This is a genomic window from Sorangium sp. So ce834 (assembly GCF_051521425.1).
Lineage (GTDB): Bacteria > Myxococcota_A > Polyangia > Polyangiales > Polyangiaceae > Sorangium > Sorangium cellulosum_D.
In genome coordinates, this window is sequence record NZ_CP150351.1 from 13,698,205 (window position 1) to 13,713,406 (window position 15,202).

At 73.7% G+C, this 15,202-nt stretch carries 11 protein-coding genes; 9 read left to right on the forward strand and 2 right to left on the reverse strand.

Features of this window, described 5'->3' with window-relative positions:
* Window positions 1–52 precede the first annotated feature (52 nt).
* Genes WMF20_RS50145 through WMF20_RS50160 form a run of 4 tightly spaced genes read left to right on the forward strand, consistent with a single transcriptional unit; the run spans window position 53 to window position 5,652 of the window.
* The gene (locus WMF20_RS50145; RefSeq protein ID WP_437609277.1) at window positions 53–934 is read left to right on the forward strand and encodes a formate dehydrogenase accessory sulfurtransferase FdhD; all 882 of its coding nucleotides are present in this window, start codon (window positions 53–55) and stop codon (window positions 932–934) included.
* Entirely contained in the window at window positions 931–3,255 is a 2,325-nt protein-coding gene (locus tag WMF20_RS50150) for an FdhF/YdeP family oxidoreductase (RefSeq protein ID WP_437609279.1), read from the forward strand. Before WMF20_RS50145 ends, WMF20_RS50150 begins: the two co-directional genes overlap by 4 nt.
* Before the next feature lie 34 nt (window positions 3,256–3,289).
* Entirely contained in the window at window positions 3,290–4,696 is a 1,407-nt protein-coding gene (locus WMF20_RS50155; RefSeq protein ID WP_437609281.1) for an aminotransferase class III-fold pyridoxal phosphate-dependent enzyme, read from the forward strand.
* The gene (locus WMF20_RS50160) at window positions 4,693–5,652 is read left to right on the forward strand and encodes a histone deacetylase family protein (RefSeq protein ID WP_437609283.1); all 960 of its coding nucleotides are present in this window, start codon (window positions 4,693–4,695) and stop codon (window positions 5,650–5,652) included. Before WMF20_RS50155 ends, WMF20_RS50160 begins: the two co-directional genes overlap by 4 nt.
* Before the next feature lie 310 nt (window positions 5,653–5,962).
* On the opposite strand, the gene WMF20_RS50165 is transcribed toward WMF20_RS50160, so the two are convergent.
* Complete coding sequence (locus tag WMF20_RS50165; RefSeq protein ID WP_437609285.1) at window positions 5,963–6,517, reverse strand: Uma2 family endonuclease; 555 nt, start codon at window positions 6,515–6,517, stop codon at window positions 5,963–5,965.
* Between the two features lie 215 nt (window positions 6,518–6,732).
* Between WMF20_RS50165 and WMF20_RS50170 the strand changes: the two genes are divergently transcribed.
* From WMF20_RS50170 to WMF20_RS50190, 5 genes are all read left to right on the forward strand, one after another.
* Window positions 6,733–7,743, forward strand: coding sequence for a GAF domain-containing protein (locus tag WMF20_RS50170; RefSeq protein ID WP_437609287.1), 1,011 nt, complete (start codon window positions 6,733–6,735; stop codon window positions 7,741–7,743).
* Window positions 7,744–7,782: 39 nt separating this feature from the next.
* Window positions 7,783–10,479 carry a type VI secretion system tip protein TssI/VgrG gene (gene tssI, locus WMF20_RS50175; RefSeq protein WP_437609289.1) on the forward strand — a complete coding sequence of 899 codons (2,697 nt, stop codon included), beginning with the start codon at window positions 7,783–7,785 and terminating at the stop codon, window positions 10,477–10,479.
* 63 nt (window positions 10,480–10,542) lie between these two features.
* On the forward strand, window positions 10,543–10,977 hold the full coding sequence (locus WMF20_RS50180) for a DcrB-related protein (protein WP_129580904.1): 435 nt from the start codon (window positions 10,543–10,545) through the stop codon (window positions 10,975–10,977).
* Between the two features lie 13 nt (window positions 10,978–10,990).
* A complete protein-coding gene (locus WMF20_RS50185; protein ID WP_437609292.1) occupies window positions 10,991–12,589 on the forward strand; it encodes a PAAR domain-containing protein in 1,599 nt (532 codons plus the stop codon).
* Between the two features lie 11 nt (window positions 12,590–12,600).
* Window positions 12,601–12,930 (forward strand): hypothetical protein, encoded by a 330-nt coding sequence (locus WMF20_RS50190; protein ID WP_437609294.1) that lies wholly within the window; start codon window positions 12,601–12,603, stop codon window positions 12,928–12,930.
* A gap of 2 nt (window positions 12,931–12,932) precedes the next feature.
* Here the strand turns inward: WMF20_RS50190 and WMF20_RS50195 are convergent, their stop codons facing one another.
* Window positions 12,933–15,176 (reverse strand): DUF2169 domain-containing protein, encoded by a 2,244-nt coding sequence (locus WMF20_RS50195; protein ID WP_437609296.1) that lies wholly within the window; start codon window positions 15,174–15,176, stop codon window positions 12,933–12,935.
* Window positions 15,177–15,202 lie beyond the last annotated feature (26 nt).

Below are 15,202 nucleotides of genomic sequence, written 5' to 3' on the forward strand. Positions count from 1 at the left end.
GGTCTGCTCGAACGGGCGCTGCGCGGTAGAATGGATCGCGGAACGACCCCGCATGCCGTCCACCACGACCCCCGTTTCGATCCGCAGGATCACGGACGAGAGCGCCTCGGACGTCGAGGACCAGCTCGCCGTCGAGGCGCCGCTCGAGATCGTCGTCGTCGCGCGCGCCGCGCGCGCCCCCGACGCGCGCCCCTCGGCCTTGCAGGAGCGCGCCCCGCGCCGGCTCGGGATCACGATGCGCACGCCCGGCAACGACCGCGAGCTCACGATCGGGCTCCTGTTCGCCGAGGGGATCATCTCCCGCGCGGCCGACGTGGTCGACGTCGACGAGCTCTCCGGCCCCTCGGGCGATCTCGTGCGCGTCGCGCTCGCCGAGGACGTGACCGTCGATCTCGGGCGCAGCGAGCGCGCGCTGGCGGTCGCGAACGCGAGCTGCGGCGTCTGCGGCAAGGCGTCGATCGACGTCGCGTCGTGCGCGCCGCCCGCGCCGCTCGCGCGGGGCGTCCCGCGGATCGCGCCGCGCGTCGTGCACGGGCTCGCCGCGCGGCTCCGCGGCGCGCAGCCGGTGTTCGGGCGGACCGGGGGGCTGCACGCGGCGGCCCTCTTCGACGCGGGCGGCGCGCTCGCCGACCTGCGCGAGGACGTCGGGCGCCACAACGCGGTCGACAAGCTGATCGGCGCCGCGCTGCTCGCCGGGCGGCTGCCCGACCCGGGCGCGGTGCTCATGGTCAGCGGGCGCGCCGGGTTCGAGCTCGTGCAGAAGGCGCTCCGGGCCTCCATCCCGGTGATGGTCGCGGTGGGCGCGCCGTCGAGCCTGGCCGCCGAGCTCGCGGCGGCGCACGGGATGACGCTCGTCGGCTTCGCGCGGGACGGCCGGTTCAACGTCTACGCGGGCCGGGAGCGCGTGGATGTCGCGGCGGAGGCGGCGTCGTGACGGCGCGGGACGCGCTGCGCGACGTGCAGGCCGAGCCGCCGCTCGAGGCCGAGGCGCCCCAGCTCGGCGAGCGCAGCGCGGCGGCCGGCGGGCTCGCCGCGGTCGGGGCGACGCTGCGGCACGCGGTCTCCGAGATGGGGGTCGCGCGCGCCGTGCGCACGCTCCTGCACGTGAACCAGGGCGAGGGCTTCGATTGCCCCGGCTGCGCGTGGCCGGAGCCCGAGGAGAACCGCTCGGCCGCCGAGTTTTGCGAGAACGGCGCGAAGGCGGTCGCGGAGGAGGCGACGCTCCGGCGGGTCACGCCGGAGTTCTTCCGCAAGCACAGCGTCGAGGAGCTCTCGCGGCAGTCGGACCACTGGCTCGGCAAGCAGGGGCGGCTCGTCCACCCGATGCTGCTCGACGAGGGCGCGTCGCACTACCGCCCGGTGTCGTGGGACGAGGCGATCGAGCTCGTCGCCTCGTCGCTGCGCGCCCTCGGCTCCCCGGACGAGGCGGTCTTCTACACCTCGGGGCGCACTAGCAACGAGGCGGCGTTCCTCTACCAGCTGTTCGTGCGCGAGTACGGGACGAACAACCTGCCCGACTGCTCGAACATGTGCCACGAGTCGAGCGGCGTGGGCCTGCGCGAGGCCATCGGGGTGGGCAAGGGGACCGTCTCCCTCCACGATTTCGAGCGGGCCGACGCGATCTTCGTCGTCGGGCAGAACCCGGGGACGAACCACCCGCGCATGCTCTCGACGCTGCGCGAGGCGCGGCTCCGCGGGTGCGAGATCGTGACCGTGAACCCGCTCCCCGAGGTGGGCAACGAGCGCTTCCAGCACCCGCAGCACCCGCTCGATCTCGTCGGGTCGGGGGTGCCGCTCTCGACGCTCTTCCTCCAGGTGCGCATCAACGGCGACGTCGCGCTCTTCACCGGCATCATCAAGGAGATGCTCGAGGAGGAGGAGCGGCGGCCTGGGGCCGTGCTCGATCGCGCGTTCATCGAGCGCCACACCCACGGCTTCGAGGCGTTCGCGGCCGCCGTGCGCGCCGCGCCGTGGGACGACATCGTGGAGCAGAGCGGGATCCCGCGCGACCGGATCCGGGCGGCGGCCGAGGTCGCGATGCGGTCCGAGCGCACGATCGCGTGCTGGGCCATGGGCATCACGCAGCACCAGAACGGCGTGGCCAACGTGCAGCAGGTCATGAACTTCCTGCTCCTGCGCGGCAACGTCGGGCGGCCCGGCGCGGGCCCGTGCCCGGTGCGCGGGCACAGCAACGTGCAGGGCGACCGGACGATGGGGATCTGGGAGCGGCCGCCGGCCGAGCTGCTCGACCGGATCGAGGAGAACTTCGGCTTCTCGCCGCCGCGCCGCCACGGCCTCGACACCGTCGCCGCGATCGCCGCGATGGCCGAGGGGCGCGCGCGCGTCTTCTTCGCGCTGGGCGGCAACTTCCTCTCGGCGACGCCGGACACGGCCTTCACCGCCCGCGCCCTCGCCCGGTGCGACCTCACGGCGCACGTCTCGACCAAGCTGAACCGGGCGCACCTCGTGACGGGCCGGCGCGCGCTCATCCTGCCCTGCCTCGGGCGCACCGAGCGGGACGTGCAGGCGAGGGGGCCGCAGTTCGTGACCGTCGAGAACTCGATGGGCGTGGTGTCAAGCTCGCGCGGCAACCTCCCGCCGGCGTCGGAGCTGCTGCGGAGCGAGGTGGCGATCGTGGCGGGGCTCGCCCGCGCGACGCTGGGCGCGCGCTCGCGCGTCCCGTGGGAGGCGCTCACGGCCGATTACGATCGGATCCGCGACCTCATCGAGCGCACCATCGACGGGTTCGACGATTTCAACGCGAGGGTCAAGGACCCGCGCGGCTTCGCCCTGCCGAACGCCGCGGCGCGGCGCGAGTTCCGCACCGCCACCGGCAAGGCGAACTTCCTGGTCCACCCGCTCCCGCGGCACGAGCTCGAGCCGGGCGAGCTGCTGATGATGACGATCCGCAGCCACGACCAGTACAACACGACCATCTACGGGCTCGACGACCGCTACCGCGGCGTCCGCGGCGGGCGCCGCGTCGTGTTCATGAACGCCGAGGACGCGGCCGAGCGCGGGCTCGCGCAGGGGGACCTCGTCGACCTCACGAGCCGCTTCTCCGACGGCGAGCGCGCGGCGCGCGCGTTCCGCGTCGTGCTCTACACGATCCCCCGCGGCAACGTGGCGGCCTATTTCCCCGAGGCCAACGTGCTCGTGCCGCTCGGCAGCAAAGCCGACAAGAGCTACACCCCCGCGTCGAAATCGATCGTGGTGCGCGTCCGGCCGGCCGTCGCGAGCGACGGATCCGCGTGACGCTCCGCCGCGCCCTTTGCATTGGAGTCCGACCATGAACGCACCGCCCAGCATCTCTCCGCCCATCCCCGGTGAGCCCGAGCGCGCCTCCATGCGCACCGCCGTCCCGGGGCCCGCGTCCGAGGCGCTCCGCGCCCGCCACCATCGCTACCAGGACGCGCGGCCGATCCACCTCTATCAGGACGCGCGGAAGAGCCTGGGCAACTACCTGGTCGACGTGGACGGCAACGTCCTGCTCGACGTCTACGGTCACATCGCCGCCGTGCCCATCGGCTATAACCACCCGGATCTGCTCGCCGCGTGGCGCAACGGGCGCTTCGACTGGTGCGCCGGCTACCGCTCGGCGCTCGGGGTCGCGCCCGCGCCCGAGTGGGTCGACATCGTCGAGAAGACGCTGATGCGCGTCGCGCCGAAGGGGCACTCGCACGTGTTCACCTTCACCACGGGCGCGGAGGCGGTGGAGAACGCGCTCAAGGCCGCGTTCATCCGGCTCGCCCGGCGCCGGCGCGGCGGCGCGCAGCCGAGCGACGCCGACCTCGCCGCCTGCATGCTCAACCGGCAGCCCGGCGTGAACGCCTTCAAGGTGATCTCCTTCGAGGGCGGGTTCCACGGCCGCAGCATGGGCGCCCTCTCGGCGACGCGGAGCAAGCCGATCCACAAGCTCGACATCCCGGCGTTCGACTGGCCCGTCGTGCCGTTCCCTACGCTCCAGTTCCCCGAGGCGGCCCACGCCGAGCAGAACCGCGCCGCCGAGGCGCGCTCGCTCGAGGCGGTCAAGGCGGCGATCGACGCGCACCCGGACGAGGTCGCCGCGGTCATCGTCGAGCCGATCCAGGGCGAGGGCGGCGATCGCCACGCGAGCCCGGCGTTCTTCCAGGCGCTCCGCCGCCTCACCTCGGAGCGCGGCGTCGCGCTCATCATCGACGAGGTGCAGACCTGCGGCGGCGGGACCGGCGCGCTGTGGGCGCACGAGGCGTGGGACCTGCCCGAGCCGCCGGACATGGTGACGTTCTCCAAGAAGATGCAGCTCGGCGGCTTCTACTGCCGCGAGGAGCTCGCGCCGATCGAGCCGCTGCGCATCTTCAACACCTGGCTCGGCGACCCGCTCCGCGGCGCGCAGCTCGAGGTGATCCTCGAGGTCATCGAGCGCGACCGGCTCCTCGAGAACACGCGGGCGACCGGCCAGCGCCTCGTCGCCGGGCTCGAGGACCTCTGCGTCCGGTACCCGGGGGTGCTCTCGGGCGCGCGGGGCAGCGGCACCTTCGCCGCGGTCGACTTCCCCCACGCCGCCCGCCGCGACGCGGCGCTCACCGCGCTGCGGAACCGCGGCCTCGAGGTGGGCGGCTCGGGCGAGCGCACGCTCCGCTTCCGGCCGGCGCTCGTCTTCGCCCCGCGCCACGTCGTCGAGGCGCTCGATCTGCTCGAGTCGGTCTGCAAGTGACGGGCGCCTCGCCGCCGATCCGGGTGTTCCACTCGCCGCGCTATTTCGCGGACATCGGCGAGCACGTCATGCCGATGCGCAAGTTCGCCCTGGTGCGCGAGGCGATCGAGCGGAGCGGCCTGCCTGTGCGCGTCGAGGAGCCCGAGCCGGTCGGCGACGAGGACCTGCTCCGCGTCCACACGCCCGAGTACGTCCGGGCGATCGCGACCGGCGAGCCGCGGGCGCTGGCCGAGTCGCAGAAGTTCCCGTGGTCGCCGGCGCTCGCCGGGGCGGTGCGCTTCACGAACGGCGGCTGCGTCGCCGCCGCCTTCGCGGCGCTCGAGGACGGCATCGCGGGCAACCTCGCGAGCGGCTTTCACCACGCGCACGGCGATCATGGAGAGGGCTTCTGCACCTTCAACGGCCTCGTCGTCGCGATGGAGCGCGCGCGCGCCGAGGGGCGCGTCCGCCGCGCCCTGGTGGTCGACATGGACCTCCATTACGGCAACGGCACCGCGTCGCTGCTCGCCTCGCGGCCGTGGGCGTTCCAGCTCTCCATCTACGGCAACTGGTACAAGCAGAACCGGGCGTACCGGGACGTCGAGGCCGAGCGCGCTCCGGACACGGAGAACGGCTGGTCGGTCCCGGTGCCGGGCGGGAGCGGCGGCGCCGCTTATCTCGAGATCCTGGAGCGGCACCTCGGCCCCGCGATCGACCGCGCCGCGCCCGACCTGATCCTGTACCAGGCCGGCGCGGACCCGTACCGCGAGGACCCGTATTCGCCGCTCGACCTGACGCACGACGATCTCCGCGCGCGCGACGAGATCGTGTTCCGGGCCGCGCTCGAGCGCCGCATCCCGATCGCGTGGGTGCTGGCGGGCGGCTACACGCCCGACGTGAGCCGGGTGGTCGACGTGCACCTCGGCACGTTCGTGGCGGCGGTGCGGGCGAGGGAGGCGCAGGCGGCTCGCGCGTGACCTTCGCGGCGTCGGGCTCCTGGGTTCGTGAGCTTCGGCTCAACCCATAGGCTCTATCCGTAGCTCTGCCGAGCCCCTGGCGACGTTCGGCGGTGCCGTTCTCGTGAGCTCACGAGACGGCGAACGTCGCTGATGACATGGAATCGGTGGGACGATTCACGACGCGTGAGCCCACGGCATGAAGGCCGAAGAGGCTACTCTCGCGACGGCCAGACTCCAGCGCTGCCACCGCTCATGCACCTTCGTATTCCACTCATCGCTTGAGCAGAACCAGCATGTCGGCGCGCCCTCGCCAGGCCGTGTCCCGGGTCTACTCGGCGCCCCGTGCGCGCCCGCTCGTCCACCACTCCGCGACGTCGAGCTCCACCGCGTCGAACGGCTCCGCGCGCACCCGCGCCTCCCCGACGGCCACGCCGAGCTCCAGCCACTTCCCCTCGTGGCGCCGGCTCCAGGTGAACGTCTGCGCCTCGAGATCGACGTACCAGAGCCAGCCGACGCCGATCCGCGCGTAGAACGGCCGCTTGGTGCCCTGCGTGTACGCGCGCATCCGCGGAGAGAAGATCTCGCAGACCCAGTCGGGAGCGATGCGAATGGACTCCTCGTCGGGCAGCTCGGGCAAGCGCTCGCGCCGCCATCCCGCGATGTCGGGCGAGAACTCCGGCGAGCCTTCGAGCTCGATGCCGGGCTCCGGCAGGATCCACCAGCCACCAGGCCCGCCGCGGCTGCGGTCGTAGGGGTCGAGGAGCTCATGGTCGATGAGCGACAGCACGCGCTGGTGCCGGGAACGCGGGCGCGGCTGCGTGTAGAGCACGCCCTCGATGATCTCGCCCTTGATGTGCGGCGGGAGCGCCTCGAGGTCGGCCATCGTTGCGGGAGCGTGCCTTCGCGCGGGATCAGCCATCCCGCGGATTCTGCCCGCCCCAAGACGGTACGACAACGCGGGCGCGCGCCGGGCGGGAGGCGCCGCGCACGCTCCCGGCAAATCCGCCCGGCGCAGGTGAATGCTCCCGCGCCCCGGGTTCCGCCGGGCGCGACGCAGTGCAGCGCCGGGGCGGCGGCCTTTGCTGGTAGACTTTCGCCATGGCCGACCTCAACGACCCCGTCCGCCTGGCCGAGCTGCACGGCGCCATGCTGCGCACGGACGCGGACGCCATCCTCGACGCCTGCGTGACGCGGGCCGCCAGGCTCGCGCGCGCGCCGATCGCGTTCGTGAGCCTCGTCGTCCGCCATATCCAGCTCCTGCGCGCGCACCACGGGCTGCCCCTGGAGCTCGCCGTGAGCTGCGCGACCTCGCGGAGCAACTCCTTCTGCCAGCTCGTCGTGCGCGACGAGGCGCCGCTCCTCGTCGAGGACGCGCTGCGCGACGAGCGCGTGCCGAAGGAGCTCGTCGAGCACTACGGCATCCGCGCCTACGCCGGGGTGCCGGTGCGCGTGCGCGGGCACGCGATCGGCTCGCTGTGCGTCCTCGATGTCGTGCCCCGCCGCTTCGACCCGCGCACCATCGACGGGCTCGATCAGCTCGCCATCGAGGTCGCCGGCCGCCTCTCCGACCTCGTCGAGCGCGACGCGCCGGCCGGCAGCGCCGACCTGCAGGAGCGCCTCGTCCGCATCGAGCAGGCCACGCGCGTGCTGGAGCGCGCGCTCCTGTCCCTCGCCCCGGTCATCGCCGCCGCGCAGAACGCGGCGGGGGTGCGGCCGCAGGCGCCGGTCGACGCGATGCACGCGACCCCCTCGGCGCTCGTGACGATCGCCAGCCTGCGCGCGGCCGTCGGGTGCTGGCGCGACATGGGCTCCGTGGCGGACGAGCTCTGCGACGAGGCCGCCGCCGTCGCGAGCTCCGCCCCCGCGGCGTCCGGGCTCGTCGCGGCGGCCCGGACGCTCGCGCGAGGGATGGCCGAGGTGGGCCCGCTCGTCCGCCTCGCCGAGGGCGTGCTCGAGGGGACGCTCGAGGAGACCGCCGCCGAACGGGGGAGGTCGCTCGTGCTGCGCGGCGCGATCGAAGCCCACGAGGCCGCCTGCGCGGCCGTGAACGAGATCCGCGCGGGCGCCCTGCGCGCGCGCGCAGCGACGGGCAGCGGCGCCGTGATCTAGATCGCGACGAGCTCATGATCTACGCTCGCCGATCCGTCCATGTCGCGCCTCTCGCTCTCGTTCGCGTCCAAGGAAGAATCGCTCTCGGTGCGACGGTTCTCGGTCCGGGAGCAGATCTCGTCGCTCTTCGAGGTGTCGATACTGGCCGTCTCGGAGATCGAGGATCTCGATCTCGACAGCCTCGTGGGCAAGACCGCCGCCTTCAAGGCCGAGTCGACCGTCCTGCACTCGGTCGTTCCCGCCCGGGTCTGGGCCGGGCTCTGCGCCCAGATGGAGCAGGTGCAGGCCGAGCCGACGGGGCTCTCCACCTACCGGCTGCGCATCGTGCCCTTGCTGTTCCGGGCGACGCTCCGGCGCAACAACCGCATTTTTCAGCACATGACGATCCCCGAGATCGTGCTCCTGGTGCTCAAGGAGTGGGAGATCGAGCCGGAGGTGGCGCTGGGCGCGAAGTACCCCGCCCATGAATACCGCGTGCAGTACGGCGAGACCGATTACGCGTTCCTCTGTCGGCTGCTCGAGGAGGCGGGCATCTCCTTTTACTTCTCGCACCGCGCGGACGGCGGGCGCATGGGCGCCGAGCTCACCCGCCTCGTCCTGAGCGACGCCCCGCAGCGGAGAGAGCCGCGCTCCGGCGCGCCCATCGCCTACGCCGACAACCCGAACCAGTCGTCTGGGCGCGAGTACGTGAGCGAGCTGATCGTGCGCCACGAGGTGCGGCCCGGCCACGTCACCCTCCGCGACTTCGATTTCAGGATGCGGCCCGATTATCAGCTCTTCGCCGAGGCGCGGGAGGGGCTCGAGGAGGAGCTCCGCTACGAGCAGTACCACTACGCGCCAGGGGCGTTCGTGGTCGAGTCGGGCAAGGGCGGCGACACGCCGGTCGCCGACGACAGGGGCGTCGCGCGGGTCGACATGAAGGAGGCGGAGGCGCTCGCGGCGCGGAGCCTCGAGGGGGAGCGGGGCGGCCGGCGCTCCGTCCGGTACCGCACGAACGCCCTCGACCTGTGCCCCGGCGTCGTCCTGTCGCTCGGCGGGCACCCCCGCAAGGAGCTCACCCCGGACCAGGCGCTGCTCGTCGTCGCGTCCACGTTCGAGGGCGATCACAGCGGCGAGTGGATCATGACCGGCGAGGCCGTGTTCGCGCAGCAGCCCTACCGCCCCGCGCGGCGGACGCCGAAGCCGCGGGTCGTGGGCGTGCAGAGCGCGATCGTGGTCGGCCCCCCGGGCGAGGAGATCCACACCGACGAGTTCGGCCGCGTGCGCGTGCAGTTCCACTGGGACCGCGAGGGGCGGTTCAGCGACGCGAGCTCGTGCTGGATCCGCGTCAGCCAGGGCTGGGCCGGGAGCCGCTACGGGCTCATGGCCATCCCCCGCGTCGGGCAGGAGGTCCTCGTCGATTTCTTCGACGGCGACCCCGACCGGCCGGTGATCGTGGGCCGCGTCTTCAACAGCACGACGCGCGTGCCTTACACGCTGCCCGCCGAGAAGACAAAGAGCGGCTGGAAGAGCGACTCCTCCCCGGGCTCGGGCGGGTTCAACGAGCTCTCCTTCGACGACGCCGCGGGGCGCGAGCTCATCCACGTGCAGGCGCAGCGCGACTACACCGAGATCATCAAGCGGGATCAGCGCTCGACCGTGCTCTCCAACCGCTCGGCCAGCGTGACCGGCGCCGACGCCGTCACCGTCGGGGGGAGCCAGAGCGTCAACGTCGTCAAGAGCCAGAGCCACACGATCGGCGAGCAGCAGATCAACCAGATCGGCGAGGGCCGCACGTCGATCGTGCGCACCTCGGATTCGGTCGACGCCGGCGACAGCCAGAGCGTCACGGTCGGCGACGGCGTCGGATACACGATCAACAAGGACAAGACCGTCCAGATCACGAACGGCGTCGCGTCGATCAAGATCACGCCGGAGGGCATCTTCATCGACGCGCAGGGCAAGCTCGAGATCTCGGCGGGCGGGTTGCTCAAGCTGTCCGGCGCGGAGGTGCAGATCGACGGCGGGCCGAACGTGCTCATCAACACCACGTCCGCGAAGGCGCCCGCGGTGGCGACGATCGGCAAGGCCAGGGCGCCGAGCGCGCCGGGGCGGCCGGGCGGCGGCGGCGAGACGAGCGCGCCGGCCGAGGTGATGCGCGGCGGCGGCGCCGTCGAGGCGCCGGGGGGCATCGAGGACGTCGAGGTGGAGGGCGCGGCGCTGCGGCTCGACCGCGCCGTCTCCTCGCCGCCGCTCACCCCGGCCACGGCCCCGGCGTCCCTGCAGATCGGGCCCGCCGCCGGCGCGGCGATCCAGGAGGCGGTGCGCGCGCCCTCGGCGTCGCTCGCCGCGCTCGTGGCGACGGGGAGCGGCGCCCTGGAGCTCTTCCGGCTCGCGAAGGGGGAGAGCCTCGCCTCGCTGCCGTCGACGCTGGACGTGCTCGGTCCGGTGCTCACGGCGCCGCTGCCCGCGCTCGGCGGCCTGAGCGCGGGCGACATCGGGACGCTCGTGAACGCGGGCAGCGCGGCCGGCATCTTCCACGTCGGCGGCGCGGGCGGGCAGGTGGCGCAATTCCTGGCGCTGCGGACCGCGGCGGCGCCGCGGTCGGTGAACGGCGCGGCGGTGAAGACCGCGGCGCAGGCGACCGAGGCCTCGGGCGCGCCCGCGGAGCGGGCGTACGCAGGGGCGCTGTCGATGCAGGGCGTGGCCCTCTACCGCGGCGACCTCCAGGGCGGCTTCGCCAAGGTGGAGCCGTGACGCCCGGGGCCCGCTGGATGTCGGAGAGCGAGCGCTGCGCCTCGCAGCGTGGAGACGGAAACGATGCCGCGTTATGAACACACCGAGGTGTCCTTCGACGTGCCGCGCGACTGGGAGGACCGCTCGGTGGTGGTCTTCGCCGCGCCGGCGAAGCCCGGCCAGGGGATGATCTCCAACCTGGTCATGACGCGGGACACGCTGGCCGCGGGCGAGGACATCCGGCGTTACGGCGACCGGCAGCTCGTCGAGATGGCCCAGCGGCTCGACGGCTTCCAGCTCTACGCGCGGCAGGAGATCACGCTCGGCGGTCAGCCGGCCGTGGAGATCCGGTTCGCGTGGCGGGGGCAGAGCGGGCCGATCGAGCAGCGGCTCGTGTTCGTCGGGGGGCGCAAGCCGACGGTGCTCAGCTTCACCGCGACCATGCCGAAGAGCGAGGCCGCGCGGCTGAACCCGGTGTTCGATCGCATCCTCGCGAGCGTGAAGCTGGGCCAGGGCTGAGGGCTGCGAGGCCGTGAGCGCCCTCGAAGCGGCCCGGATGGGCGATGAGATCGGCCACTCGTCCGCGTGGGCCGGCCTCATCGCGGGGGCGTGCGTCGGGCTCGCGATCGGCGGGGCGATCCTGTTCTCCGTGGCCACCGGCGGCGCCGGGGCGGTCCTCATCGGCGCGGCGGTCGCCGGCGGCGTCGGGCTCGGCGCCGGCGGGGCGCTGGCCGGCGCCGAGATCGGCAAGATGTTCGAGGGCTCCCCGTGCGGGGAGATCGCGACGGGATCGCCGGACACGCGCATCGAGGGGCGCGCCGCCGCGCGCGCGGAGCTCGACGTCCTCGAGCACGGCGGCAAGAAGGTCGCGCAGGGCAGCGCCACGGTCTTCGTCAACGGGAAGCACCTGGGCCGCAGGACCGAGAAGGCCCAGTGCGGCGGCGTCGTCAGCCAGGCGGCTATCTACACGTTCATCGGCGGCGAGACGCTGACGCTCGTGCCCGTCGAGGAGGAGGTGCCGTCGTGGCTCCTGACGACCCTGCGATGGACCGCGCTGATCGCGGGCGGGGCCGCGCTCGTCCTGACGGGCGTGGGCGCCGGCGTCGTCGTCGCGGGGCTGGGGCTCGCCGGCTCGCTGGCCGGCGCGTTCGTCGGCGCCCACGTGGGCGAGGCGGTGGGCGGCCTCTTCGGCGAGCGCGCCGCGCGCGTCGGCGAGATCCTCGGCGAGTTCGGCGGCAGCCTCCTCGGGGGCATCGGCGCCGCGAAGCTCGGCGAGCGGCTCGGATGGATCCGCCCGCCCGCCGCGGAGGAGGTCCCGCTCGGGCGGAGGGGGCCGCCGAGCCCGGAGGAGGTCGCCCGGGCGCGCGCCTGGACCGACGAGCAGATGGCCGCGGGGCCCGCGGCGGATCCCGCGGCGGCCGCCAAGCTCGACGCGAGGATCGCCGAGAACCGCGCGGCCTACGAGCGGGTGCAGCGGGGCGAGCTGGAGCACCCGAACACGACCCCCGAGCGGCTCAAGCTGGCCGTCGAGGGCGACGCCGACGGCCAGCGCGTCCCGCTCACGTACAAGGATCGCGCGCAGTTCGACCGGCTGCAGTCGGACATCAGGAACGTCTTCGAGTCGGAGGGCATCACGGACGCGACGGTGCAGCAGCTCGGCTCGGCCACGGACGGGTTCAAGGGCAACCCGGACAAGCCCTTCGGGTTCTGGTCGTCCAAATCGGACACCGATTTCGCGATCCACAGCGATCAGGCGCTGGTCCAGGCGCAGCAGGCGGGCGCGCCGTACAACGCCAAATACGGCATCTTCAAGAACGGCGAGGCGCCGAGCGCGCTGAACCCGGAGGGGAAGCCGGGGCTTTCCAACACGTCGCTCGGGAGCAAGCTCAACGCGCTGGCGGAGCGGTGGAACGTGGAGATCTACGGTGAGCCCAACCCGAGCAACGGCGGCTTCGACTTCAAGCTCAACGGCCCGCGAGAGCCGAACGGCAACTTCCCGACGATCTATCGAGGTCCCAACGCGGTCGGCGCGGCGCCTCCCGCTGCACCGCAGGCGCCGGCCGGCAGCGCCGGGACGGCCGGCGCGGGCGGGGCGGGCGTCTCGACCGATCCGCGGGACGGCGGCCGCTGAGGAGAGGTGATATGGGCAAGACGGCAAGCACGACGCTCGCGTGGTCCTTCGAGAGCGAGCTCTCCCAGGACGAGATGCTCCGGCGGCTCGACGAGCGGTGGCCGTCGGTGTGGGCGATCTCGGACAGCCACCATCACGGCGACTACGTCGGCGGCAAGCTCACGCCGGAGGCGGCGGCGCGCATCTACGAGGACGGCCCCAGGTTCGTCGTGCACCTGCGCTTCTCCTCGGCGGGCGGCGACGTGAAGCGGCAGCTCCTCGAGGCGCAGCAGCGGCTCATCGTCGAGGTGCTCCCGCTCGTCGGCGCGCGCGACGTCGCGCCGACGGAGCCGCTCGACTGACCTCAGTCCGACGAGCGCGCAGGCCGCAGCTCGTCCGCGGTGAAGACCCGCCCGAGCGCGAGCGCCTTGAGCGCGTAGCGGCTCGGCTCGAGCTGATCCTGCCGGAGGTGCGCCTCCGCGAGGACGCGCACCTTCAGGCTCGTCATCAGGGGCAGCCGGTGCTCCAGGGCCTTCGGCAGGTAGAGCGGCAGCGCGCCCTGCCCGCCCGCCGCGAGCAGCGCGCGGATCCACGCGTCGCCGAGCACCCTGCGGGTCTGGTAGCGCCGCTGCTCGAGCAGGAGCCGCTCGGTGTGCGCCTCGATCTGGCCCGCCGGCAACGAGCGGCTCGACTGGGCGAGGAGCTCCTTCAGCTGCTGGTTCAGCCGGTCCACGACGCCGGTCGAGCTCTGGAGGTAAGGCGACTTGAGCAGCTCCCCGATGGAGTCGAGGGCGTCCTTCAGCTGCTTGTCGGGGCCCGCGAGCGGCGCGACCACGGCGACGGTGGCCTTGAGCGCCTCGACCTCGTCGAACGGGAACCGCGCCTCGCCGGTCACGAGCACGAGCGGCGGCGTGAACCGCCGCCTGTCGCCGATCGACGCGAGGAGCGCCTGCGGCACGCCGCCCGGCTCGATCGGCGACCCGTCGGTGAGCACGCCGAGCACGTCGTGGCGGTCCTTGGCCGCGGCCGCGTCGTCGGCCGGCAGGTCGTGGCGGGGGTCGAGCTCCTCGAAGTCGAGCTCGAGGATCAGGTCGCTCCACCGAGCGCGGACGCGCGGCAGCGCGGCGGGATCGAACCAGAGGAGCTCGACGATGTCGTCGGCCGCGGGCCTCGGCGGCGACGCCCTGGCCCTCGAGGGGCGCTCGTCCTCGGCCGGGGCGGGCTGCGAGGCGCGGGCCGCGCTCTCGGCCGCCCCGAACTTCTGGCCCACCGTCATCGCCGGCGGCCCGTCGTTCGTTCCCCAGAGGCTTCGGCTCCCGAGCGGCGCCATGGCGGGGGGCGGCGGCGCGGCCGGCGCCTGCTCGAGCGGGCCGGCCGGCGGTGACGGCGGGGACCACCGCGCCACGGACCCCGCCATCAACGCCCCGAGGTCGCCCGCGGGCGCGCGGAACGGGAGCCCGCCGCTCGGGGGGCTCGAGTGGGGCGCGCTGTCGGCCCCGCGCTCCTCCGTCTTCCACGGCAGCACCGGAGCGTGCTCGGAGCGCAGCCCGGGGAGCTGCGTCTGCGACGTGCTCGGGGGGCGCGGCGCGACGAGCCCGGAGCTCGGGGGGGGCACGGACCTCTCGGCCTCGCCGCGCGCGGCCTGCGGCGGCTCCAGGCTCACCACCACGCGCCCGTGCTCTTCCGGGTGCTCCAGCGCGATCTGCCCGCGCCAGGTGAGGGCGCAGCGCCCCCGCGCGGTGTCGATCCAGAGCGTGTCGCAGCGCATGGGCACCGGTCGAGCGCCGCCCCGCCGGCCCTCGAGGGTCGCCGTCGGGCGGAGGCCGGGCAGCTGGGTCACGAGGCGCGGGTGCTCGGGGTGGAGGTTCTCGAGCACGAGGCGCTCGTCCTCCCGCAGCGACGGGAGCTGCTGATCGGGCGGGGCGATGTTGAAGTAGGCGGGGTCGAGCCCGGCGGGCAGCGGCCTGCGGCTCCAGTCGCGGTGCGACCAGCCGGCCGCGTGACGGCCGAGCTTCTCGACGCGCGACGGCCACGTCGGGGCGATCGGACCGAAGCCCGTGGGCTCGATCGCCTTGCTCGGATCCGAGACGAGCAGCCCCGGCGGCTGGAGGTTGGGCACGGCGACCTGCCCGTAGGCGTTCCGCGAGGCGGCGCTCACCCCGGCCGGGTTCCACGAGCCCGGTCCCCCCGCCGCGCGCTCGTAGACCAGCGGCATCTGCGCGAACGGCGGCCCCTCGTGGAGCGTCCCGTCCTGGGAGAAGATGCGGTCGCACCACACCTCGATCGACTTGTCCAGGTCGCCCACGGCGAGCCTGGCCACCAGCGAGCGCGCCGGCGCCTTGCCCGGAGCGAACGCGAAGCCGACGAGCACGACGTCGGCGCGCGGCTTCGCGGGCGCGAGATCGCTCGCCGACTGCAGGCTCCTCGACGGCGCGTCCTCCCACGCCGCGTCGTGAGGGGTCGGCGCCTCCTGGTCGGGGGCGAGCGGCGACTCGCCGGGGCGGAGCAGGAACGTCGCCTTGCAGACGACGGTGAGCACCCACGAGCCCGCGGAGGGTTGCCAGAGGATCGACGCGACGGGGACGGGCGCGGCAGCGAATACGTTCATGAGGGAGGGGGGTCTCCGGGGCGCGC